The sequence below is a fragment of the Haloarcula sp. CGMCC 1.2071 genome, assembly GCF_037078445.1.
Taxonomy (GTDB): Archaea; Halobacteriota; Halobacteria; order Halobacteriales; family Haloarculaceae; genus Haloarcula; species Haloarcula amylolytica.
In genome coordinates this window covers 360,861-382,975 of record NZ_JAYMGY010000001.1, presented here as the reverse complement: position 1 = coordinate 382,975, position 22,115 = coordinate 360,861, and the positions used below count along the sequence as shown (strand labels likewise).

Sequence of the window (22,115 nt, the reverse complement as noted above, 5' to 3'; positions counted from 1 at the left end):
ATGCGCATATATTTCGCCAGATTAGGAGGGAAATAACTGTACCCGGTCCCTTCCACAAAGCCCTTATTGAGTGGTTGAAATGTATACAACGATGCTATCGAGGGGGAAGCGACTGGGATATGCGGCCTACGAGCGATTGCTCCAGTGGGAACTGTCAGGGACGCCGGACCACGTCGCAGTCATTATGGACGGAAACCGAAGGTACGCTGAAAAGCAGGGCGAAAAAAAGCAGGAGGGCCACAGGGAAGGGGCCCAGACGACGGAGGCGCTGCTGAACTGGTGCGACGAACTCGGCGTTCGTGAGGTGACGCTGTACACGTTCTCGACGGAGAACTTCGATCGCGACCCCGAGGAGCGCGAACACATCTTCGACCTCGTCGAACAGAAGCTCCGGACGTTTGCCGACGCCGACCGGGTCCACGAGGCCGGTGTGTGTATCCGCGCCATCGGCGAGACGGAGATGCTACCCGAGCGGGTCCGAGACGCTATCGACTACGCTGAAGGGCGAACCGCCCAGTACGACCAGCTCAACCTCAACATCGCGCTGGCCTACGGCGGCCGGGCCGAACTGCTCGGCGCGGCCCGCAACGTCGCCACCGCCGTCGAAGACGGCACTCTCGACCCGACGGATGTCTCCGCGGAGACTATCGAAGCGCGGCTCTACGAGGGGCCGACCCGCGACGTCGACCTCATCGTCCGGACCGGCGGCGACGAACGCACTTCGAACTTCCTGCCGTGGCACGCCAACGGCAACGAGGCCGCCACGTTCTTCTGTACCCCCTACTGGCCCGAGTTTCGGAAAGTCGACTTCCTGCGGGCGATCCGGACGTACCAGAACCGCGAGCAGTCCTGGCGGACGACCCGTGCCGAGCGGTCGCTCGCGCTGGTCCGTGCCATCGAGCAGTCGGAACTGCCGACGGCCAAACGGATGCTCGGACGGTTCCGGGACGCGCTCCCGAGTACCGAGCGCGAGCAACTCGACGAAGAGTACGACCTCGCGGACTGACCTCTTACCGCCCGAACCGACGCTGGCGCTCCTGGTAATCCCGCAATGCCCGCAGGTAATCCCGCAGTCTGAAGTTCTGCCAGTTCACGTCGGTGAAGTACAGTTCCGAGTACACGGACTGCCAGATCATGAAATCCGAGAGCCGTTCGGCCCCGGTCTTGATAACCAGATCCGGGTCGGTCGGGAAGACGAGATGCTCCTCGACCGCGGCCTCGTCGATGTCGGCCGGGTCGAGTGACCCCTCGTCGACGTCTTCCGCGAGCTTCTGGACGGCCGTCGCGAACTCCGACTGTCCGCCGAGGCCGATGGAAATCTGGATCGGGGCGTCGGCCGTCGTCTCGTCGTCCGGTACTCTGACCGCTATCTCCCGTGGCGCAGTGACGCTTTCGAGTTCGCGCTGGAGCGTCGGAATCGCCTCCTCGTCGAGGACGCTCACGTAGACGACGACTGTGTCGGTCCCGTACTGGACGGCCCAGTCGAAGAACCGCTCTAACGTCCGGTATGCACCGTCTCCCAGGAGGTCCCGCTCGGTGATCACCAGCGCGACCGTCTCGGGCAGGTCGGCGTCGCTGCGCCGAACGCGCATCGCGAGATATCGGTCGTATAGTCCCACGCCCGCCGGTATGCTGACAGCCCCAGTAAATCTCACGGTACCGTCGCCTCCGCAGTTCGGAAAGGGTAAGTGCCTCTCGGGGATACCGGTGGGACGTGACTGGCACAGTCCGTCGGGCAGGCGCGTTCGCCGCCGTGGGGACCCTCGCGGTCGCCGTCCCGGCCGCAACGGGCTTTCGCTCGCTCGAACTCGCGACTGTCGCCGCTATCGCACCCTTCGTCCTCGTCGCCGCGCTCGGTGTGACGGTCATCGGGCAGGACTCGCGGCTGTTCGACCTGTTCGCGCGCCCCGGCGACTACGAGGACGGGAAACTGTACGGCCTGGCGGCCTTCTCGCTTGCCGCCGCCGGGCTCGCGCTGCTTGCCGTCCGATTCAGTCTACCGGTGCCGGTGTTCGTCGGCGTCGTCGTCGTCGTCGCCTACGGGAACCTCGGCCAGCGACTCGCCTACACCGTCCGCTCCGACGAGGTGGTCGCAACCGCAGGCTTTGTCCTCGTCGGCTTCGTCGCCGGCGTCGCGGGACAGGTGCTCGGAACGCGGATTCAGGCCGCCGTCGGCGAGGGAGCGGCCGCCGTCGACATGCCACTCGTGCTGTTTCTCGCCGCCAGCGGCGCGTTCGTCGCTGCCCTGCTTCGCTCGGTCCTGTTCGAACGGGACGACCCGCTCGTGATGCTCACGGTGGGACTGCTGCTGTGGCTGTTTTTCGAACTCGACCCGTCGGTGACGGCACAACGCGTCGTCATCGCGCTCGCCGTGACAGTGCTGCTCGGCTATCTCTCCTACGCGCTCGACACGGCGTCCCTCCCGGGGATGCTCACCGGCGTTCTCCTCTCCTTTTTGACCATCGTGCTCGGCGGTTTCGGCTGGTTCGCCATGCTGATTTCCTTTTTCGCGCTCGGTGGCCTCTCGACGAAGTTCCGCTACGAGGAGAAACTGGACCGCGGCATCGCCGAGGAGAACGAGGGCGCACGCGGGAGCGGGAACGTGCTCGCGAACTCCATCGTCGCGCTGTTCGCCGTCGTCGCCGCGGCGGCGAGTCCGAGCCACATCGCCGTCGACCCGCTCCTGTTCTTCTATGCCTTCGCCGGGGCCGTCGCCGCCGCAATGACCGACACGTTCTCGAGCGAGTTCGGCGGGCTCTACGACAACCCGCGGCTCATTACGACGCTCAAACCCGTCGAGCCGGGCACTGACGGCGGCGTCACCTGGCAGGGCGTGGCCGCCGGGGCCGTCGGCGCGGGCATCATCGCCGGCATCGCCGCGCTCACGCAGGACATCAGCACAGTCGGCAGCGGCGTCATCCTCCTGTGTGGACTGGTCGGCATGACCGTCGACAGCCTGCTGGGTGCGACCGTAGAGGGGTCGGTCGTCGGCAATCAGGGCGTCAATATGCTCGCGACCCTGGCAGCCGCGCTGACCGGTGCCGGCGTTGTGCTGGCCGTCGGCCTCCTATGATCCGCGAGGCCCGCCCCGAAGACGAGGTCCGTCTCCGGGCGATCCAGACGAACGCGCTCGACGAGCCGTGGCCGGGGCTCCTCGGCGTCGGAATCGACGGCCCGCCGCTCGTGCTGGTCCTCGACATCGGCGAACCGCTCGGCTACGCGCTCGTCGTGCCGGACCATCCGGTCGCGTACCTGGCGGAGTTCGCTATCGCGCCCGGCAAACAGGGGCAGGGCCTCGGGACGACACTGATGGACGGGCTGCTGGACAGGCTCCGCGCTGGCGAGTTCGAGACGATCAGACTCACCGCCCGCGCGGACGACGAGCGGGCACGCTCGTTCTACGACGGCTTCGGGTTCTCTGTCGCCGACGAACTACCCGACCACTACGACGACGGCGACGGTGTGTTGCTCGTTCGCGAACTCTAGTCCTCGATGCGAACCTGTACGGCCGTCGGCTGTTTGACGTACTCGCCGTGGCCGGCGGCGACGACAACATCGACGCCGCGCTGGGCGGCGACATCGAGGAGCTTCTGCGTGCAGTCGGCATCGATGACGACGGTCTTGGGAACGGCCTCAGCGGCTGCAAGCAGCGAGACGACGGTATCAGCGTCGCCTTCAGCGAGCAGCGTCGCGTCCTCGTCGACCAGCCTGGCCGTCCCGCTGTGGTTCTGAATGACGGCTTCGATGTGGTCCGAAAGCGAGGGGATGGTCGGTCCGTCGCCGCTTTCGGTCGACTCCTCGTCGGCTGCGGCATCCGCCACAGCGGTTGCGTTCGAGTTGTCCGCGACACTCGTCGCCCCCTCGGTCGTTTCGGCCTGGGCCGACCCGGCCTGCGGACCGGGCGCAGGCTGGCTGTCTGTGGTGTCCTCCGACGTCGCGGCCGCCACGGCACCGCCGTCAGCGGTCGTCGACTCCCCGGGATGGGACATCTCCTCGCGGATGCTGTCGAGGCTCTTGGCGCTTGCGACTGTCTCGTACGGCACCTTGTCCCGGAGCGCCGACATCACCTCGCTGCGGGAGAGGTCCTCGACGGACTTGTCGGTGGGTGCGACGGCGACGTAGTCCACGTCGCCGACCTGCGCGAGTTCCTTCAGGATGAGGTCCCCGCCGCGGTCACCGTCGAGGAACGAGGTCACCGTCCGGCCGGCCGTCAGGTCCGCAATGGCGTCGGGGACGTCCGTTCCCTCGACTGCGACGGCGTTCTTGATCCCGTACTTGAGCAGTTGCATCACGTCCGAGCGGCCCTCGACGACGACAATCGCGTCGGAGTCGGCCACCCGCGGGCCGGCCGGGAGTCCCTCGTAGTCGGTCACGTCGGCGACCCGGACCTGCTGTCTGACCGTCTCGACGATGTCCGCGGTCTGGATCGACTTCTCCTCGAAGTCGTTCAGGAGTTCTGTCGCGCGCTCGACGACTTCGCGCCGCTTGGCGCTGCGTACGTCCTCTATCTCGGAGACCTCGATCTCGGCGCGACACGGCCCCACCTGTTCGATGGTCTCTAACGCCGCTGCGAGAATCGCTGTCTCGACTCTGTCGAGGCCGCTTGCGACGGTTATCTCGCCGAAGGACTGTCCTCCCTCAGAGCGTATCTCTACGTCGATGCGGCCGACCTTCTTCGAGTCCTGCAGGTCCCGCAGGTCCAGTTCGTCGCCGAGTAGCCCTTCCGTCTGGCCGAACACCGCGCCGACGACGTCGCTCCGCTCGACGACTCCCGCCGCCGTGATGTCGGCATGTATCAGATATTTCGCCGTATCTTGCATGATTGTCCTGTTTTCCAGCCCCTCGAACGCTGTTCCGACGGACTGCTGTCACTATACTGATGTTGGGAAGTACAGCGGAATAACCTTGCGCACGCGAGTCGGTGGAGGACAAACCATCGCTCGGTGGAACTGCGAGCCGACATTGCCTCAGTTGAGCAGCGAGCCGACACTGCCCGTGTGGAACATCTCTCCTCCGACAGGTCGGCCACTCACTCCAGTAACGGGCGCATACCGTCGATACCCGCCTGGATGGCGTCGACCGGGTCCTCGGGGTCGTCGTGTTCGAAAACGAGCCATTCAGTCCCGGCCTCGCGGGCCGCATCCACCACCGCCTGAAGCGGGACGACGCCGTCACCGAGGGCGGTCGGCTCCCCGTCCTCGGTCATGTCCTTGAGGTGGACGACTGGGACGCGCCCGTCGAGCCGCCGAATCAGTGCGACGGGGTCCTGGCCCGCCGCGTGCGCCCAGCCAGCGTCGAACTCGAAGCCGATCGTCGTCCCGTCGGCGAGCGCGTCGAAGGCGGTACCGTCCCCGAGCGGGACGAACTCGTGGTCGTGGTTGTGATACAGCAGGGGTCGGTCGAACTCCGCGTCGAGCATCCCGAGCAGCGTCGCGGTCGACTCGACGGCGCGCCCGCTCGCGAAGTGGTCGTCGTCGAGATACGGGAGGACGACGTACGGCGCGTCGAGCGTCCGGGCCTGATTCTCAACGGTGCGAGAATCGGACTGCAGGTCCTCCAGTTGGACGTGGACGCCGGCGATACCGAGCCCCGCCTCGTCGAGCGCGCGTCGGGATGCGCCCGGGTCGCCGATGCCGGCGAACTCCACGCCGTCGTAGCCGGCGGCCGCGATACGGTCGAGTACGTCCGATAGCGGCTCCTGGAGCTTTCGGAGCGTCCAGAGCTGGATCGCTGTCTGCATACCGTTGCTGCGAACGCTGTCGTGAAATAACTGGACATACTACCGGCGGGCATGGGATTCACTGAAACAGAGATCGACCCCGCGCGGTTCCTCGAAGACGTAGAGATGCGTATCGGCGAAATCGTCGACGTCGAACCGTTCCCCGAAGCCCGCAAGGACGTGTACAAACTCGACGTGGATTTCGGCGACGAGACGCGCCAGTCCGCCGCGGGACTGACCGACGTGTACGATCCGGAGGACCTGCTCGGCTCGCAGGTCGTCGCTGTCGTCAACCTCGGGACAGTCTCTATCGCCGGCTTCGAGAGCGAGTGCCTGGTCACCGGCGTCGACAGCGAGGACGGTGTCGTCCACCTGACGCCCGAGCGGGAGGTCGAACCCGGGACGCGCGTGTATTGAAAGCGATCTCTGTGACTCGGACGTATTGAAGACGATTGTTCTTCAACGAGGCTGGGTGAAGGTTCGTTACCCATTAGTATCGCTAGCGGCTAGTTTGTCGTAATATGAGTTCGGTCAGGGTCGCTGGGTGGACAGTCGTCGCGTTCGTGCTGATGGCGCTGGCAGTGCCGTGGTTCCTCTGGGACACCAGCGCGATTGCCGCAGGGCTGCCGGTGTGGCTGTGGTGGCACATCGGGTGGATGGCGCTCGCGAGCGTCGTCTTCGCCGTCTTCGCGCGCACCGACTGGGGCCTCGGCGTCGAGGAGGTGAACTGACGTGGCCGATACCGCGCTCCAGTTGGGTATCGTCGGCGCGTACATGGTGGTCGCGCTCGCAGTGGGGGCCGTCGCTTATCGACTCACCGAGCGCACCGCCGAGGACTACTACCTCGCGAGCCGGACGCTCGGCACGGTCGTTCTGCTGTTCACGACGTTCGCGACGCTGCTGTCGGCGTTTACGTTCTTCGGCGGCCCGAACCTCGCGTTCAGCGCCGGCCCCGAGTGGATTCTCGTGATGGGGCTGATGGACGGCGTTATTTTTGCTGTTCTCTGGTACGTGCTGGGGTACAAGCAGTGGCTGGTCGGCAAGCGCCACGGCTACGTGACGCTCGGCGAGATGCTGGGCGACCGGTTCGGGTCAACGGCGCTGCGGGTCCTTGTCGCCACCGTGAGCCTGGTCTGGCTGTTCCCGTACGTGATGCTCCAGCAGAAGGGGGCCGGCCAGGCCATCGTCGGCCTCACGAACGGCGCGGTCCCGTTCTGGGTCGGAGCCGGCGGCATCACGCTGTTCATGATCCTCTACGTTGCGCTCTCGGGCATGCGCGGCGTCGCCTGGACGGACACGCTCCAAGGGCTGTTCATGCTCTCGCTGATCTGGGTCGCCGTCGCCTGGGTCCTGTCGGCCGTCGGCGGCGCGGGCGAGGCGACGGCCCTGCTGGCCTCTGAAGAGCCGGCCTTCGTCGGCCTTGGCGGCGGCCTCTACACGCCGCAGTACATCATCTCGACCGCGGTCAGCATCGCCTTCGGCGTGACGATGTTCCCGCAGATCAACCAGCGCTTCTTCGCCGCCGGCTCGAAGAAGGTGCTCAAGCGCACGTTCGCGCTCTGGCCAGTGCTGGTCCTGCTTCTGTTCGTTCCGGCGTTCATGCTGGGGGCGTGGGCGGCGGGACTCGGCGTCACGGTGCCGGAGGGCGGCAACGTCATCCCGGCGCTGCTGGGCGAGTACACGCCGACGTGGTTCACCGCGCTGGTCATCGCCGGCGCGATGGCCGCGATGATGTCCTCCAGCGACTCGATGTTGCTTTCGGGGTCGTCGTACCTCACCCGTGACCTCTACCGGCCGCTGACCGGCCGCGACGATGCCAGCGACGAGGCGACCGACCGCCGCGAAGCGCTCGTCGCCCGCATCGGCGTCGTCGCCTTCGCCACACTGTCCTTCGTTGCGAGTCTCTACACGCCGGGGACGCTGGTCCAGATCGGCGACACCGCCTTCAGCGGCTTCGCCCAGCTAACTGTCCCAGTCGCGCTGGCGCTGTACTGGCAGGGAACCACGCGCACCGGGATGTACGCTGGCGTGGTGGGTAGTCAGGTGTTCTACGGCCTGCACGTCTTCCCGGTGCTTGCGACGATTGGGGGACTGGCCGGCCTCGACGTCGCCCTGCCGACAGCGTACCTGGGCTGGACGCCCGGCATCGTCGGCATCCTAGTCGGTCTCGTGTTGACAGTCGCCGTCTCGCTGGTGACTGCCCCCGCCGCGACCGAGAACCGTACCGCCTACGCCGTCACCGGTATCGAAAGCGACTGAGACGCGGTCGGTCTGCGTGCCGCCCTCCGGCACGGCAACCACTGGACGGCGGCCGTCGGCAGACATGTAAACCTACAAAAGCGTCCAGACCAATGTGTCGGTATGGACTCCGATCAAAACGTCGGCGGTCGCGACCGCCTGATCCGAGCGGTGCTGGCAGTCGTGCTGACAATCGTCTCCCTGCGCTGGCTTCGCAGCGGGAAGCGCAAGCGCGGCCTGCTCGCCGGGATCGGCGCGCTCGGCCTGGGATTCAACGCCTCGACGGGCTACTGTGGCTTCAACGATACGCTCGACATCGACACGACGGCCGATGACGACGACGTGTTTGCCCCGGATGCGGACGACGAGCCGGCAGCCGACGAGTCGACGGACGTGAGCGTGGACTTCACCTCCTCCGGCGATACCGAGGCCTCGAACGGCCACGCCAGTGGTAAGCTGACCTGCGCCGTCTGCGAGGACCCCATCGTTCCCGGGGAGCGCCGCGGACCGAACGATGACGGCGCTATCGTGCACGAAAGCTGCGAGTAACGCGCCGCCCCGATACGCGCTCGGCAGCCCGAGTCTGGTTCTTTTTATAATCACCGTCCCAGTCTTTCACGTATGCAGACCCACATCGTCCCGGTCGGGTTCGACTACGACCGGCTCATCGCGCCGCTCGTGCGCGAGCAACTCGACGTTGACCGCGTCATCCTGCTCGAGGGCGCGGTCGGCAGCGAGGCCAACGTCGAGTACTCGCGAAACCTCGCCGAGAAGCTCGAAAAGGACTACCAGAACCTGCTCGGGGCCGAAACCGAGCGGTTCGTCGTCGCCGACGTGTACGACTACGACGAGGCCTTCGAGCAGGCCTTCGAACTCATCAACGCCGAACTCGACGCGGGCAGCGAGGTGTGGGTCAACGTCTCCGCGATGCCTCGGACCGTCTCCTTTGCCTTTGCGACCGCGGCCCACTCGATCATGGTCGAACGCGAGGGCGACCGGGACCGCATCCACACCTACTACACGGTCCCCGAGAAGTATCTGGAGACCGAGCTTGCGGAGGAACTGCGCAAGCAAATCGACATGCTGGAAGATATGCGCACAGGCGAAGAAGTCGACGAGCGCGTCGACGAGCGGCTCGAAACCGCACGGGACCTGCTAGCGGAGTTCGACGAGCGCGGGACGACCATCGGCGCGAAGGAAATCGACGGCTCCCACATCGTCGAACTGCCGGTCGCCTCCTTCTCGAACGTCAAGCCCTTCGAGGAGGTCATCCTCTTCACGCTCGGCGAACATGGCGAGTTCGAGTCCGTCTCCGAACTGGCCCAGCAACTGGCCCGGGACATGGGCGAGGAGTACACCGACTCCTTCCGCTCGAAGGTCATCTACAATGTCGACCGGCTCGGCCCCGGCGGGAAGGGGTACATCGAGCAGGAGGACCACGGGAAATCCTACCGGACGACGCTCTCCCGCATCGGACAGCTCTGGGTTCGCGCCCACTCCGCCGAGGACCGCGAGCACCGCGAGCCTGACTTGCCGTGAGTGAGTGGCTGCTGTGAGCCCGTCAGGCTGCCGGCGAAAACCGAAGTCGTTAATCCTGCCGTTGGCTGACTACTAGATAGATGGTGCGTCGACTCTCCCGAACGCTGGTTCTCGCGCCCGTCGGTGTAGGGGTCCCCACGCCCCACACCACCCCCATCCATCGACGCACGCACCGCTGACAACCACGCCGCAGTCCGATACTATCCGGGTGCTACACCCGAGTTCGAACATGAGTGACACACAGGACCCACCGCAGGACGAATCGACCGCAGACAAATCAAAGGACGCCCTTGACGGGGAGTACGACCCCCGCGAGGTAGAACCCGAGTGGCAGGACCGCTGGGTCGCCGACAAGACCTACGCCTACGACGAGGACGCCGATACCCGCTTTACCATCGACACGCCGCCGCCGACGGTGTCGGGGAACCTTCACATGGGCCACCTCTACCAGTTCACGCTACAGGATTTCGTCGCCCGCTTCCACCGGATGCGCGACGACACGGTGTATTTCCCCTTTGGCTACGACGACAACGGCATCGCCTCGGAGCGCCTGACCGAGCGCGAACTCGGCATCCGGCACCAGGACTTCGCCCGGCGGGAATTCCAGGAAAAATGCCGCGACATCTGTACCGAGTACGAGGACGAGTTCACCGAGGACGTCCAGTCGCTCGCGATCTCTATCGACTGGGACAACACCTACAAGACCATCGCGCCGGACGTCCAGCGCGTCTCCCAGCTTTCCTTCCTCGACCTCTACGAGCAGGGACGGGAGTACCGCCAGCGCGCGCCGACTATCTGGTGTCCGGACTGTGAGACCGCCATTTCGCAGGTCGAACAGGAGGACAAGGACAAACACACGAAGTTCAACGACATCGCCTTCGATCTGGTCGAGACCGGCGAGGGACCAGCCGACGAGGGCGCAACCTTCACCATCTCGACGACACGACCGGAACTGCTGCCGGCGTGTGTCGCCGTCTTCGTCCACCCCGATGACGACGACAATCAGCACCTTGTCGGCGGCAGTGCGCGGGTCCCCATCTTCGAGCAGGAGGTGCCCATCATCGCCGACGAGCGCGTCGACATGGAGACCGGCAGCGGCATCGTGATGTGCTGTACGTTCGGCGACCAGAACGATATCGAGTGGTACCAGGCCCACGACCTGCCGCTGCGGCTGGCCATCGACGAGTCCGCGACGATGACCGACCTCGCCGGTGAGTACGAGGGGATGCACACCACCGAGGCCCGCGAGGCCATCATCGAGGACCTCGGCGAAGAGGGCTCGCTGCTCGAGAGCCGCGACCACGACCACACCGTGCAGGTCCACGAGCGCTGTGAAGAGGAAGTCGAGTACCTCGTCACCGAGCAGTGGTACATCGAACTGCTCGACAAGAAAGAGGAGTACATCGAGGCCGGCCGCCAGATGGAGTGGTTCCCCGAGAAGATGGCGACCCGCTACGAGCACTGGATCGAAGGGCTCGAATGGGACTGGTGTATCTCCCGACAGCGCGATTCGGGTATCCCGATTCCGGTGTGGTACTGCGACGACTGCGGCGAGCCCGTGATGGCCGAGCGCGACCAGCTCCCGGTCGACCCGCTGTCTGACGACCCGCCGGTCGAGGCCTGTCCCCACTGCGGCCACGACTCGCTGACGCCCGAGGAGGACGTGTTCGACACATGGGCGACGTCGTCGCTGACCCCGCTCGTGAACGCTGGCTGGGACTGGGACGCCGACAGCGAGGAGTTCACCTGGGACAACCCCGAGCTGTACCCATTCGACCTGCGCCCGCAGGGCCACGACATCATCTCGTTCTGGCTGTTCCACACCGTCGTCAAGTGCTACGAGCACACCGGCGAGGTGCCCTTCGAGAACGTGATGATAAACGGGATGGTGTTAGACGAGAACCGCGAGGCGATGTCCAAGTCCAAGGGCAACGTCATCCCGCCGAGCGAAGTCCTAGAGGAGTTCCCGGTCGACGCCACGCGCTACTGGGCCGCTGGCACTTCCATCGGCGACGACTTCCCGTACAAGGAAGGCGACCTAGAGGCCGGCGAGCGCCTCCTCCAGAAGCTCTGGAACGCCTCGCGGCTGGTCGACCAGCTCACGCCCGCGAGTCAGCCCGACGAGCCCGACGAGCTGGCGGCGGTCGACGAGTGGTTGCTGGCCGAACTGGACGCAACCGTCAAGTCGGTCACGACGAAGTTCGAGGACTACGAGTTCTCGAAGGCCCGGAACGAGCTCCGCTCCTTTTTCTGGAACACGTTCTGTGACGACTACCTCGAAATCGCCAAGCAGCGGTTGTCTGATGGTGAGGACACCTCGACCGAGTTCACGCTACTGCAGGCCCACCGGACCTTCCTGCAACTGTTCGCACCGTTCCTCCCGCACATCACAGAGGAGCTGTGGGAGCGGTGCTATTCGGAAGAAGACTCGATTCACACGACGGACTGGCCGACCGCAGGCGGCTACGACGCCGACCTCGAAGCGGGCGAGACGGCGATGGAAGTCGTCTCCGCGCTCCGGCGGTACAAGACCGAGAACGGCCTACCGCTGAACGCCGACCTCGACCACGTCGAGGTGTTCGGCCACATCGCCGGCTTCGAGGACGCCGTCGCCGAGGCGATGCACGTCGCCCAACTGGAGACCTACGACGAGGCCCCGGACATCACGACCGAGGTCAGCGGTATCGACCTCGACTACTCCATCGTCGGCCCCGAGTTCGGCAGCGAAGTCGGCTCGATTGACGACGCTATCGAGAGCGGCGACTACGAGATTGACGGCGACACGCTGGTCGTTGCTGGCGGCGACTACGAACTCGCCGACGAGATGTTCACCGTCGAGGAGTCCCGGACCTACTCCGGCGAGGGCGAGATGACCGAAACCGAGAGCGCCGTCGTCGTCGTTCGGTAAGCTCGACGCGTTTTTTTCGTATTCGGAATGGCCGCTGGTCCGCACCCATCGCCGCGACCAGTAGCATCAAGACCTGCGGGTCCGGTCATTGGAACCATGCGAACAGAGGAGACGATCCGGGACCGCATCGAGGCGCTGCAGGACGAGTACGACAGGCACGACCCGCCGTCGACCGAGCTAGAAGACGAGGCCGAGGTCGCCATCCTGCGCGCTATCGAGGAACTGGAGTGGGTCCTCGACGAGCGCGAGGCCGAGGACGGGTTCACGACCTGAGACGCCGAAGGAACCGCGAGCGCGAGACACCGGCGGTCATGCCTGCCGTTTTACTTTCTCTACGCGCGTCGCCAGTGCGAGAAACGTCGCCATGAGCGTCAACACAACCGCCCAGCCCGCCGCGAGGTCGTGGGCGAGCACCGTATGGTCGAACCCGCCGGCTGCGACCAGCGGCTCGGCCCGTAGCCAGGTGTGGTGTGGCCCATCGAGAATCGGGACGAAGTAGTCTACCACGTCGTTGAAGCCGTACCAGAACACCGCAACGGCGACGGACACGACGGAAAAGCTCGCGTAGCGGTGGATGAGAAACGCCTCCAGCGCCATCGCCAGGTGGCTCAGAATCAGGAACCAGTAGAGCCACAGCGGAATCCCGCCGGGGCCGTTGAGGACGAGCTGGACGTACGGCGTCCACAGACCGAGCTTGATACAGCCGAAGAAGCCGAGCATGTGGAGCCACTCCGCGTTCCAGTCGAGCCGCCAGGCCACCAGCGAGAGCCCGATGAACATCGTCGCGACGGGCGAGTCCGGAATCAAGGGGTAGGCGGCCAGCGGAGCCGCGCCCAGTTGCCCCTCCACGAGCGGCGGCGCTGTGTTCAGCGGGCGGCCGGCGTAGTACCAGAAGCCGAAGAGCGTCCCGACCAGATTGACGAGGGCGATTGGGCAGGCGAGCCGAAGCCCGACGTTCTCTAACCACGCCGGTAGCGGCGCGACGTACCGCGGGAGCCCTTCGGCATCGGGGAGCCGGCGGCTGAACACCCGCGCGACAGCCGCGTCGATGCGCCCGCCGACACCCTCGTCCGTAGCCATGTCGATGCAGTGGGGAGACGCGATGAAAACGGTAGTGGTCTCAGCCCCGTCCCCTGGAGAATATTGTGGTCGCTGGCGCGATATCGGGGCCTCTGCGCGTGGGTCAAACGCCGTTCTGTCCCTCGAAAGGACACGCGTTAAGTAAATCCAGTCCTAAGTCTGGGTAATGACTGAAGAGACCGACCTCGAGGACCTCCGTCGCGGGACTGACCTCGTCAAGCGCGGCTTCGCGAAGATGCAGAAGGGCGGCGTCATCATGGACGTCGTCAACCGCGAGCAAGCCCGAATCGCCGAAGACGCTGGCGCAGTCGCCGTGATGCACCTGGAGTCGGTGCCGGCCGACATCCGCAAGCGGGGCGGTGTCGCCCGGATGGCGGACCCCGGCAAGCTCGAAGAGATCATCGAGGAAGTGTCGATTCCGGTGATGGGCAAGGCCCGTATCGGCCACACCGCCGAGGCCCAGATTCTGGAAGCGGCTGGCGCGGACATGGTCGACGAGTCGGAAGTGCTGACACAGGCCGACGACCGCTACCACATCGACAAGCGGGAGTTCACCGCGCCGTTCGTCTGCGGGGCGCGGAACCTCGCCGAGGCGCTGCGCCGTATCGACGAGGGTGCAGCGATGATCCGCACGAAGGGTGAGGCAGGGACTGGCGACGTGAACCAGGCCGTGACTCACCAGCGCAACATCCAGCGCTCCATCGGGATGCTTGAGGGGATGGCCCACGAGGAGCGCGACGAGTGGGCCCGCGAACACGGCGCGCCCCGGCGACTCGTCCACGAGACGGCGGACCGCGGCCGACTTCCGGTCGTCAACTTCGCGGCCGGCGGTATCGCGACGCCTGCCGACGCCGCACTGATGATGCAACACGGCTGTGACGGCATCTTCGTCGGCTCGGGCATCTTCGGCGCGGAGAACCCACAGGCGATGGGCGAGTCCATCGTCGCGGCGGTCAACAACTACGACGACCCCGAACAGCTCAAGGAGATCGCGAAGAACCCCGGCAAGGGGATGAAGGGACAGGCGAACGCGGACCTAGACGAGGAAGAGCAGTTGCAGGGCCGCGGCGTCTAACGGCGCGACCAGTCGGTTTCCCTCCGGTGTCAGACAGCTTACAGACGGCCGCACAAAGACGAAGACACAAGTTCCTACGGCGGCGATAGGTGGCTGTGCAGGGGACGGCCACGCCGACGCCAGCGGCCAACGACACCGGTGAAGGCCTTTTGGAACTCTTTACCGTGTTACAGCGATCGCTGGACCAGTTGGTCGCGACGCAGGGGCGACTCGTCGCGACGCTCATCCTCCTGGTCGTCCTGCTTTTCAGCGTCGTCGTCGTTCCCGCAGCCCTCTCCCGGCTTCGGTCTGTCACGTCGGACCGAACCGGCGACTGGCTGCAGGTCATGGCCGACTATACGCCGACGACCATCCGGGGCGTGTTTCTCCGGATCGCTCAGTTCTCGATGGTCGTCCTCGTCGTCGTCTCGTTTCTCATCGTCTGGGGAGTCCTCGATGTAGTCCAGACAGTGGGTCCGTACCTCGACGGGAGCGATCAGTCAGTACTGGCGACGATACAGACGGTCGTCCTCGTCATGCTGGCCTTTGTCCTGTCCGATCAGATGCAGCGGTGGATCGGCCGGTTCAGCCAGGCCGTTACCGGCTTCACCGAACACCAGGAAGAGATCCTGCTCCGACTGGGGCAGGTCACTGTGTTCGTCACCATCGGTGCGACGATCTTCGCCGTCTGGGGCATCGACCTCAGCGGCCTGCTCGTCGGGGCCGGCTTCCTCGGTATCGTGGTCGGTCTGGCCGCCAGACAGACGCTCGGGTCGCTCATCGCCGGCTTCGTCCTGATGTTCTCTCGCCCGTTCACCATCGGCGACTGGGTGCTCGTCGGTGACCAGGAAGGGATCGTGACCGATATCACCATCTTCAACACGCGGCTAGAGAACTTCGACGGCGAGTTCGTCATCATTCCGAACGACCGCGTGAGCGACCGCGCAGTGACGAATCGTAGCCGCAAGGGGCTGTTGCGGCTCACGGTCGACATCGGTGTGGACTACGACACCGACGTTGACCGGGCGATGGACCTCGCTCGCGAGGCGATGGCCGACATCGAACACGTCGTCGATTCGCCGACGCCGGATGTTGTCCCGAAAGATTTCGGGGACTCCGCTGTGGTGATGGAACTCCGGTTCTGGATCGATCATCCGACGCCACCGCGAAAGTGGCGCGCCATCTCGGCGGTCGTCCGAGGTGTGAAAGCCACCTTCGACGACGAGGACATCACGATCCCGTTCCCCCAGCGGACCCTCTCGAACCGCGTGGACGCGGCGGACGAGGAGTCGCTGGAAGGCGGCGTGGAGATGCGTCCGGACGGCGACGGCTGACCTACAGGTCGAGACCGTCGAGAAGGAGCCCCAGTCCGAGAACCCAGCATCCCAGTGCGGTCCCGAGCGTGCTGACGTAGAACAGCCAGGACAGCCCCTGCTCTGTTGTCAGCGGCCCGCTCATCGCGGCAGTCGCGGCATCGCTCGCAGCCGAGAGCGACCCAGAGGTCAGAACCATACCGGCGAATGTGCCGACGGCGACCGGTAGCGCCACGGCGATCAGCACCAGACCGACACGTTCGGCTCGCGCGGCGACTGCAGCCGGGTCGAGGGGTCCGCTGTAGGTCGCGGCCGGCTGTCCCTGTGCCATGCTATTTCATAACATGTTCGAATGATATAAAAGTGCGCTCCTCGACGGAGACCGTGACACATATTCGGAGTGCGCAGCCGATCCGGTAATCACACAGAACAGTCGTCTCAGGCGCTAAAACCAGTACTTGCCGTTCGCCCTGGGTGGTAGACACGCCGCGGCGGAGCGGCCGCCGGTCGAAACTACTATCCCCAACGGGACGAACGGAGTGATATGAGCACTCCGCCGGGGGAGTATTACACCGAAGAACGCTGGCAGAACTGGCTAGACCGTATCGAGGAAGAAGAAGTCGACCCTGAAGACGAGGATTCAGCACGGCTCCTGTTGAACCTCCAGGACGACGCCGCGATCGCGGTCGCGAAGATCCTCACCGATTACGAGGACGGGCCGCTCGACGAAGAGGCGACCATCGATGAGCTTACCGGCGTCCGAGAGATCGTTCTCGACGACATCGACATCGACGACGAGGAGACCGTGATGCTGATCGACGGCGTCCAGACCTCGCTTTTGTGCGTGTTCTACGCGGCCGAGGAGTTCGTTGCTGAAGGGGCCGCGGACGACGCGACCATCACCGACTACATCGAGGCCGCCGCGGATGCGGAAGCGGAGGAGGACCTCGATGCGGCGCTCGGGTACTGTGTACAGGCCGGCACGCAGATCATCGGCGGGTCGGAGCTCCCGATGGAGGTCGCCGAGGACCTCGAATACGGGCTCGTCTCCGAGTGGGTCAACGGACTCGACAGTCTCCAGACCGCGATGAGCGACCCGGAAGTCGTCGAAGAAGACGAGAGTTGATAATTCGGCAGTCAGGTTTTTACCGCCGTCTCCGCAACTCATCGGCATGACTTTCACGGGCGATGAGCGCGCGCAGTCAGTACAGGTCGGGGCTGTACTGCTGTTCGGCGTGCTGATCATCGCCTTCTCCTCGTACCAGGCGTTTGCCGTACCGGAGCAAAACCGGGAGGTGGAGTTCAACCACAATCAGCAGGTCCAGACACAGCTACAGGACCTGCGAAACGCCATCGTCTCCGTTCCGGGACAGCCGAGCCAGCAAGCCGTCTCAGTCCAGTTGGGAACCCGATACCCGAGTCGGCTGGTGGCGACGAATCCCGGGCCGCCGTCGGGGTTGCTATACACGGACGGAACGACCAACGAGTCGCAGAACCTCACGGTTCGTAACGCCGAGGCGATTAACCCCGAGACGGCAGATTACTGGGACGGAACCGCACCGCGGCACTACAACACGGGGGCCATCGCCTACAAGCCGGAGTACAACGTCTACGGGGAGGCCCCGGAGACCGTGTACGAGCACTCGGTCGTCTACAACCAGTTCCGCGAGGGGAACATCACGCTCTCGGAACAGGCGATGGTCGATGGGCGCGACATCACGCTCGTCGCACTCAACGGGTCGATGAGCCGCTCGGCGAGCGATTCGGTTACGGTCGACGTGCGGCCGACATCGCAGTCGTCCCGAACGGTTCGCGTCACGAACGCGACAGAGACGTCGAACGTGTCGGTCTCGTTTCTCTCCCGGCTCCCGGCGGAGGAGTGGAGAGTGCTTCTCGAAGACGAAATCGACCCGAATCCGGGTAACAAAAGCAACGACCGGTACATCGCAAACGTCATCGAAGCCGAGGGGCCAGGCTCGCTCTACAACGTCACAGTCGTCTTCGAGCGGGGAGCCACATATCGCCTGAAGATGGCGAAAGCGGGCGTCGGCACTCGTGTTGCCTCTGAAAGTGACGCGTACCTCACCACTGTCGGCAGTGAGAACGTTACTGTCGCAAAGGGCGACGACGAAGAGATTGTGCTGGAGGTTCGGGACGCGTACAACAACCCCGTAAGCGATGTCGAAGTGAACGGCTCAGTCGATGGGAGTAACGCGGGGTCGCTTACCACGGACACAGAGTCATCCGACAGTGACGGTCGCGTCAGGTTCGTCTACGAAACAAGCCAGTCGACGGCAACTGGAACAGCCACCGTCCAGTTCAGCCTCGACGAGATCAATGGTTCGTTCGACGGCGGGTCTCCTGAAGACGTCTCAGTGCCGGTGACGGTGACGGAAGCGAATCCAGGATCCGGGGGCGGGTCCGGCAACAACGGGCTCATCTACAACGAGGACGCTGTTGCCCTCGACAGCAACGGGGACGTTGATGGAGGCGTCCAGTTTACGGTCACCAATGAATTAGGCGAGACCATCACAATAACGACAGTGGCAATCGACCCAGTCAACAACGATATAATTCGCCTCAGCGACAGCTTTAGCAACGACCGTGAGCCGGCACCGCAAGAAAACGAGCTGTACATCGAGGCAAACACTGACGGGTACACTGATTTCGGTGGTGGGACAGACGTCCCACGAACCGTTGACGTCGACGATGATGGCAGTCTGAGCGGTCCGAACCCGGTTCTGTCTGATACATCAATTGCGACGTTCCACCTGTTCGAGTTCCGCGAAGAGACTTTCTTTGGCTCTTCCGAGGTAGACATGAGCGGCGAAAGCGTCACGATAACCGTGACCTACGAGCGGTCGAGTGGCGGGACCGACTCGAAGATGTTCACGGTCACTCCCGGTGGCGCGAACACGAACGAGCAACCGAACGCCGACTTCACGATAACCTCTGACGGGTCGGAATCGAACGGCAAGTGGGACTTCGACGCCAGCCCGTCCAGCGATCCGCAAGGCGACATCGTGACCTACGAATGGGATTTCGACGAAGACGGTATCTTCGAGACGACCGGCCAGACAGTAGAAAAGAAAAGAGTGGACTCCGGCACAGTGGTCGCACTCCGCGTCGTTGACTCGGAAGGGAATGCCGACACTGTCCGCAAAGAGGTCCCGTAACGGCCTTTCTCACCGGCCCTCAGCAGAGATTCACGGTAATGTAGACGACGCCGTCGGCGGTCGCCGCACCGACACCGATGTGGTTCGCGTTCGCCACGTACAACGTGTCACGGGGGCCAGAGAGGTCGAACCAGTGGTCGGCGACGGCGTTCGCCGTCCGGGTCGCGTTCGCCCCGTTCGGGTCGATGCTCGTGACCAGTTCGAGGTCGGTCACCGGGCGGATGTACGCGTTTCCTTCGTGGCGGAGGTGACACTGCTCGGACAGTCCGGCGGCCGCGTACCGGTCCGTCGTGTCTGACCCGTTCGCGATCGGCGAGGCCGACCCCTGCGCGGCCATTCGTTCGCTGTGGTTACCGGCCATGGCTGACAGCTTCTGTCCGGTTTTGGTCTCATCCGAGAGCGAGCCGTCGAAGGCGTCGTTGGCAACCGGGTTGCCGCGTCGGTCGTTGATCGCCGCCACAAGCCGGTCTTCGAGACGGGCCGTATCGATAGCCGTCCCCGAATCAGCTGGCGTGGTCTGTGCCGCGTCCGTGGTCGCGGTCGGTTCTGCGGACTGCGTCACTCCGGCCGCAGTCGCCTCGGTACTCGGCGTCACCGGTGACGCACTTTCTGCACTGGGCGTCGCTGCCGGCGACGCATCCGTGGATTCCGCCGGCGCTGACTCGGTCGCGTCTGCACCAAGCGTCCCTTCGACTGCTACTCCTGCGAGTCCCGAGACACTGAGTGCCGCCAGAACAATTAATCCGAATGTGATGACCGATCTGTTCATGTGAAACGTTCCTGTCCTGTTCCGAGAGATGATAGGTGGGATACAGTTCTCCCGGGACTGGTTCGAACGGCGTAGATTCGGCTCTCTCTCCACAAATATGTTTGGACAGAATCGGCGTTCCGATTACCAGCGACGAAAACCCGCCCGTAAACATCTTTACTGTGGCTGCGTGTGCTGAGGTATGGGTGACCTGTCGCGGCGCGGCTTCGGGGCCTCGGTGCTCGCCGCGCTCTCCGCCGGCTGTCTCGGGAATCGACCGACACAGGAGTCCGAGACGACACCAGTCCCGGAACCGACAGCGTCACAGCGTGCTGCTACAACTGACCACGCCGGGGCTGCCTCGACGCCAGCGGCAGAGGGTGCTGCGGCTTCAGCGGACACCCCGACAGCACAGCGCGCTGATGCGGCGCAAGCGAACAACTCTACGGAGACGTCGGCACGTCTCCAGGTCGAGACCGAGACACCGACGCCGACACCCGAGCCGGACCACCGGTCGGTCGATACGACGTTCCGACTGGAGGAAAACGAGTACGAGGATTTCACAGTTGACGCGACTGGCCAGACAACGCTCACCTACGATCTCATTGTTCGACGGGGGCCGGCCGTAGATGTCCTCCTGTTCACCGAAGAGGAGTATCGAGCGTTCCAGAGCCGCTACCGGGCCCGATACGCCGGTGAGGTGTCGCGGTTCCACGAGACGAACATCCGCGACAAGCGGATTACCATCTCGCCGGGGACGTATCGGCTCGTAGTCAACAACACCGACTGGTCGCGTGCCGTTCCGTCACCGGATGAGCCGTACGACGTTCTCGAAGGCGAATGCATGGTCGATTTCTCTTTTAGTACGGAACCGGCGACCAGCGAGTAACTGTCCCACAGAGAGTTCGCGGCCCATCGGCGCAATACTAGTCAACCGTCGAAAAGACAGTCGACAAGCCCATATACATCCACGCTGACGCTATACTCATGACTGCAGTCGGTATCGACGCCATGGAGATCTGGACCGGGAAGCTCAAACTCGACCTCGCAGAGACGTTCGCGCCGGCTCAAGGAGACGACCCGGGGAAGTACACGAAGGGGCTCGGCCTGCGCGCGTCGTCGTTCCCGGACGTGTACGAGGATATCGTCACGATGGGGGCGAACGCGGCCCATCGCCTGATGGAGCGCAAGGGGCTGACGCCCGAGGACATCGGCCGCATCGATGTGGCGACCGAGAGCGCCTTCGACAACTCGAAGCCCGTCTCGACGTACATCGCGGGCTGTCTCGAACAGGTGTACGACGAGAACTTCCACCACGCCAACAAGGGCGAGCGGAAGTTCGCCTGTATCTCCGGGACACAGAGCCTCGACGACGCCTACAACTGGATCCGCGCCGGCCGCAACCGCGGTCGGGCGGCGCTCGTCATCGCAACTGACACCGCCCTGTACGCCCGCGACGACCCCGGCGAGGCCACGCAGGGGGCCGGCGCGGTGGCGATGCTCGTCGACGAAGACCCGAATCTGGTCGAACTCTCGACCGAACAGGGCTACGGCAGCGCCGACGAAACTGACTTCCTCAAGCCCAATCAGCAGTTCCCGTCCGTCGACGGCAAGCGCTCGGTGAACGTCTACCTCGCCCGTATGCGCGAGGCGCTGGAGGACTTCGCGGAGGTGGCCGGCGACATCCACCCGGGCGACTACGAGATGATTCCGTTCCACACGCCGTTCCCGGGGATGGTCCGGAAGGCCGCGGCACTCGGCTACCGGCACATCATCCGCGGCACCGACGTGGGTGACCTGATGGCCGAGGAAATCGGTCACCAGCCCATGCGCGCGGACTTCGAGACCGACGACGAGTTCCACGCCGCTATCAAGGAGTACACCGACGCACTCACCGAAACCGAGCGCTATCAAGACTGGTACGCTAACACCATCGAGCCGACGCTTGCGATCTCCCGCGAGGTCGGGAACTGGTACACTGGCTCCGTCCACATCGCCCGCGCCGCCGGCCTGAAACACGCCCGCGAGAGCGGACTGGATCTGGACGAGGCCCGTTTGTTAGTTGCCTCCTACGGGTCCGGCGCACAGGCGGAAGTCCACGCTGAGACCATCGTCCCCGGGTGGGAGGAGGAGATCGGCGCGCTCAACATCGACGAGCAGATACGGAACCGCTACGACCTCTCCTTCGCCGAGTACGAACAGGTCCACGACGTCCACAACCACGAGACCGAGACCGATGTCGAGGAGTTCACCGCGCCCGAAGACGAGTTCGCCTTCGACGGCTGGGGCCGGATGGGTGAGCGGAAATATCGGTACGTGGAGTAGCGAGAGGCACGACCG

Annotated in this window: 22 protein-coding genes; 16 read left to right on the top strand and 6 right to left on the bottom strand. The window is 64.5% G+C overall.

The features are described 5' to 3' along the window. The first annotated feature begins 79 nt into the window (after positions 1-79). Positions 80-1,006 carry a polyprenyl diphosphate synthase gene (gene uppS / locus VI234_RS01905; RefSeq protein WP_336329099.1) on the top strand — a complete coding sequence of 309 codons (927 nt, stop codon included), beginning with the start codon at positions 80-82 and terminating at the stop codon, positions 1,004-1,006. Positions 1,007-1,010: 4 nt separating this feature from the next. On the opposite strand, the gene VI234_RS01900 is transcribed toward uppS, so the two are convergent. After that, the gene (locus VI234_RS01900; RefSeq protein WP_049943071.1) at positions 1,011-1,619 is read right to left on the bottom strand and encodes an undecaprenyl diphosphate synthase family protein; all 609 of its coding nucleotides are present in this window, start codon (positions 1,617-1,619) and stop codon (positions 1,011-1,013) included. Between the two features lie 95 nt (positions 1,620-1,714). Between VI234_RS01900 and VI234_RS01895 the strand changes: the two genes are divergently transcribed. Both VI234_RS01895 and VI234_RS01890 read left to right on the top strand, forming a co-directional pair. Further along, on the top strand, positions 1,715-3,073 hold the full coding sequence (locus VI234_RS01895) for a DUF92 domain-containing protein (protein ID WP_008312641.1): 1,359 nt from the start codon (positions 1,715-1,717) through the stop codon (positions 3,071-3,073). Next, positions 3,070-3,486 (top strand): GNAT family N-acetyltransferase, encoded by a 417-nt coding sequence (locus tag VI234_RS01890; protein WP_008312639.1) that lies wholly within the window; start codon positions 3,070-3,072, stop codon positions 3,484-3,486. The genes VI234_RS01895 and VI234_RS01890 overlap by 4 nt, the downstream gene beginning before the upstream one ends. Here VI234_RS01890 and dnaG read toward each other — a convergent pair. Beyond that, complete coding sequence (dnaG, locus tag VI234_RS01885) at positions 3,483-4,820, bottom strand: DNA primase DnaG (protein ID WP_008312637.1); 1,338 nt, start codon at positions 4,818-4,820, stop codon at positions 3,483-3,485. The two genes, VI234_RS01890 and dnaG, sit on opposite strands and share 4 nt — an antisense overlap. Before the next feature lie 209 nt (positions 4,821-5,029). After that, positions 5,030-5,740, bottom strand: coding sequence for a sugar phosphate isomerase/epimerase family protein (locus VI234_RS01880; protein WP_336329098.1), 711 nt, complete (start codon positions 5,738-5,740; stop codon positions 5,030-5,032). 51 nt (positions 5,741-5,791) lie between these two features. Here VI234_RS01880 and VI234_RS01875 point away from each other — a divergent pair, with 51 nt between their 5' ends. From VI234_RS01875 to VI234_RS01845, 7 genes are all read left to right on the top strand, one after another. Continuing rightward, positions 5,792-6,136 (top strand): tRNA-binding protein, encoded by a 345-nt coding sequence (locus tag VI234_RS01875; protein ID WP_008312635.1) that lies wholly within the window; start codon positions 5,792-5,794, stop codon positions 6,134-6,136. Positions 6,137-6,240: 104 nt separating this feature from the next. Next, positions 6,241-6,450, top strand: coding sequence for a DUF3311 domain-containing protein (locus tag VI234_RS01870; RefSeq protein ID WP_008312634.1), 210 nt, complete (start codon positions 6,241-6,243; stop codon positions 6,448-6,450). A gap of 1 nt (position 6,451) precedes the next feature. Further along, complete coding sequence (locus tag VI234_RS01865) at positions 6,452-7,978, top strand: sodium:solute symporter family protein (protein ID WP_336329097.1); 1,527 nt, start codon at positions 6,452-6,454, stop codon at positions 7,976-7,978. Positions 7,979-8,080: 102 nt separating this feature from the next. Beyond that, complete coding sequence (locus VI234_RS01860; protein ID WP_336329096.1) at positions 8,081-8,506, top strand: YgaP family membrane protein; 426 nt, start codon at positions 8,081-8,083, stop codon at positions 8,504-8,506. 72 nt (positions 8,507-8,578) lie between these two features. Continuing rightward, positions 8,579-9,496: an HFX_2341 family transcriptional regulator gene (locus VI234_RS01855; RefSeq protein WP_151103650.1), complete on the top strand. Its 918-nt coding sequence runs from the start codon at positions 8,579-8,581 to the stop codon at positions 9,494-9,496. A gap of 229 nt (positions 9,497-9,725) precedes the next feature. After that, positions 9,726-12,404: a valine--tRNA ligase gene (locus VI234_RS01850; protein WP_336329095.1), complete on the top strand. Its 2,679-nt coding sequence runs from the start codon at positions 9,726-9,728 to the stop codon at positions 12,402-12,404. Positions 12,405-12,500: 96 nt separating this feature from the next. Continuing rightward, entirely contained in the window at positions 12,501-12,677 is a 177-nt protein-coding gene (locus VI234_RS01845; protein WP_008312626.1) for a hypothetical protein, read from the top strand. Between the two features lie 36 nt (positions 12,678-12,713). Here the strand turns inward: VI234_RS01845 and VI234_RS01840 are convergent, their stop codons facing one another. Further along, positions 12,714-13,484 (bottom strand): DUF1405 domain-containing protein, encoded by a 771-nt coding sequence (locus VI234_RS01840; protein ID WP_336329094.1) that lies wholly within the window; start codon positions 13,482-13,484, stop codon positions 12,714-12,716. A 166-nt stretch (positions 13,485-13,650) separates the two neighbouring features. Between VI234_RS01840 and pdxS the strand changes: the two genes are divergently transcribed. Together pdxS and VI234_RS01830 are read left to right on the top strand one after the other, a co-directional pair. Beyond that, positions 13,651-14,559: a pyridoxal 5'-phosphate synthase lyase subunit PdxS gene (gene pdxS / locus VI234_RS01835; protein ID WP_050036890.1), complete on the top strand. Its 909-nt coding sequence runs from the start codon at positions 13,651-13,653 to the stop codon at positions 14,557-14,559. Positions 14,560-14,648: 89 nt separating this feature from the next. Next, positions 14,649-15,872 carry a mechanosensitive ion channel family protein gene (locus tag VI234_RS01830; RefSeq protein WP_008312620.1) on the top strand — a complete coding sequence of 408 codons (1,224 nt, stop codon included), beginning with the start codon at positions 14,649-14,651 and terminating at the stop codon, positions 15,870-15,872. 1 nt (position 15,873) lies between these two features. Here VI234_RS01830 and VI234_RS01825 read toward each other — a convergent pair whose 3' ends face one another. Next, positions 15,874-16,182 carry a hypothetical protein gene (locus VI234_RS01825; protein WP_008312618.1) on the bottom strand — a complete coding sequence of 103 codons (309 nt, stop codon included), beginning with the start codon at positions 16,180-16,182 and terminating at the stop codon, positions 15,874-15,876. Between the two features lie 213 nt (positions 16,183-16,395). Between VI234_RS01825 and VI234_RS01820 the strand changes: the two genes are divergently transcribed. After that, a complete protein-coding gene (locus tag VI234_RS01820; protein WP_008312616.1) occupies positions 16,396-16,977 on the top strand; it encodes a DUF2150 family protein in 582 nt (193 codons plus the stop codon). 46 nt (positions 16,978-17,023) lie between these two features. After that, the gene (locus VI234_RS01815; protein WP_336329093.1) at positions 17,024-19,027 is read left to right on the top strand and encodes a PKD domain-containing protein; all 2,004 of its coding nucleotides are present in this window, start codon (positions 17,024-17,026) and stop codon (positions 19,025-19,027) included. Between the two features lie 19 nt (positions 19,028-19,046). Here VI234_RS01815 and VI234_RS01810 read toward each other — a convergent pair whose 3' ends face one another. Then, a complete protein-coding gene (locus VI234_RS01810; protein WP_336329092.1) occupies positions 19,047-19,796 on the bottom strand; it encodes a CAP domain-containing protein in 750 nt (249 codons plus the stop codon). Between the two features lie 181 nt (positions 19,797-19,977). Here VI234_RS01810 and VI234_RS01805 point away from each other — a divergent pair, with 181 nt between their 5' ends. Both VI234_RS01805 and hmgB read left to right on the top strand, forming a co-directional pair. After that, complete coding sequence (locus VI234_RS01805) at positions 19,978-20,664, top strand: hypothetical protein (RefSeq protein ID WP_008312610.1); 687 nt, start codon at positions 19,978-19,980, stop codon at positions 20,662-20,664. Between the two features lie 98 nt (positions 20,665-20,762). Beyond that, positions 20,763-22,100, top strand: a complete 1,338-nt coding sequence (gene hmgB, locus VI234_RS01800) for a hydroxymethylglutaryl-CoA synthase (protein ID WP_008312608.1) — start codon at positions 20,763-20,765, stop codon at positions 22,098-22,100. The last annotated feature ends 15 nt before the right edge of the window (positions 22,101-22,115 follow it).

Bases quoted from the DNA above. Each gene is read 5' to 3' on its own strand.
- VI234_RS01855 (WP_151103650.1), top strand. From the start codon at position 8,579: ATGCAGACCCACATCGTCCCGGTCGGGTTCGACTACGACCGGCTCATC.
- VI234_RS01845 (WP_008312626.1), top strand. From the start codon at position 12,501: ATGCGAACAGAGGAGACGATCCGGGACCGCATCGAGGCGCTGCAGGAC.
- VI234_RS01805 (WP_008312610.1), top strand. From the start codon at position 19,978: ATGGGTGACCTGTCGCGGCGCGGCTTCGGGGCCTCGGTGCTCGCCGCG.
- VI234_RS01810 (WP_336329092.1), bottom strand. From the start codon at position 19,796: ATGAACAGATCGGTCATCACATTCGGATTAATTGTTCTGGCGGCACTC.
- VI234_RS01825 (WP_008312618.1), bottom strand. From the start codon at position 16,182: ATGGCACAGGGACAGCCGGCCGCGACCTACAGCGGACCCCTCGACCCG.
- VI234_RS01890 (WP_008312639.1), top strand. From the start codon at position 3,070: ATGATCCGCGAGGCCCGCCCCGAAGACGAGGTCCGTCTCCGGGCGATC.
- VI234_RS01870 (WP_008312634.1), top strand. From the start codon at position 6,241: ATGAGTTCGGTCAGGGTCGCTGGGTGGACAGTCGTCGCGTTCGTGCTG.
- VI234_RS01875 (WP_008312635.1), top strand. From the start codon at position 5,792: ATGGGATTCACTGAAACAGAGATCGACCCCGCGCGGTTCCTCGAAGAC.
- dnaG (WP_008312637.1), bottom strand. From the start codon at position 4,820: ATGCAAGATACGGCGAAATATCTGATACATGCCGACATCACGGCGGCG.
- VI234_RS01880 (WP_336329098.1), bottom strand. From the start codon at position 5,740: ATGCAGACAGCGATCCAGCTCTGGACGCTCCGAAAGCTCCAGGAGCCG.
- uppS (WP_336329099.1), top strand. From the start codon at position 80: ATGTATACAACGATGCTATCGAGGGGGAAGCGACTGGGATATGCGGCC.
- VI234_RS01815 (WP_336329093.1), top strand. From the start codon at position 17,024: ATGACTTTCACGGGCGATGAGCGCGCGCAGTCAGTACAGGTCGGGGCT.
- VI234_RS01820 (WP_008312616.1), top strand. From the start codon at position 16,396: ATGAGCACTCCGCCGGGGGAGTATTACACCGAAGAACGCTGGCAGAAC.
- VI234_RS01860 (WP_336329096.1), top strand. From the start codon at position 8,081: ATGGACTCCGATCAAAACGTCGGCGGTCGCGACCGCCTGATCCGAGCG.
- hmgB (WP_008312608.1), top strand. From the start codon at position 20,763: ATGACTGCAGTCGGTATCGACGCCATGGAGATCTGGACCGGGAAGCTC.
- VI234_RS01840 (WP_336329094.1), bottom strand. From the start codon at position 13,484: ATGGCTACGGACGAGGGTGTCGGCGGGCGCATCGACGCGGCTGTCGCG.
- VI234_RS01850 (WP_336329095.1), top strand. From the start codon at position 9,726: ATGAGTGACACACAGGACCCACCGCAGGACGAATCGACCGCAGACAAA.
- pdxS (WP_050036890.1), top strand. From the start codon at position 13,651: ATGACTGAAGAGACCGACCTCGAGGACCTCCGTCGCGGGACTGACCTC.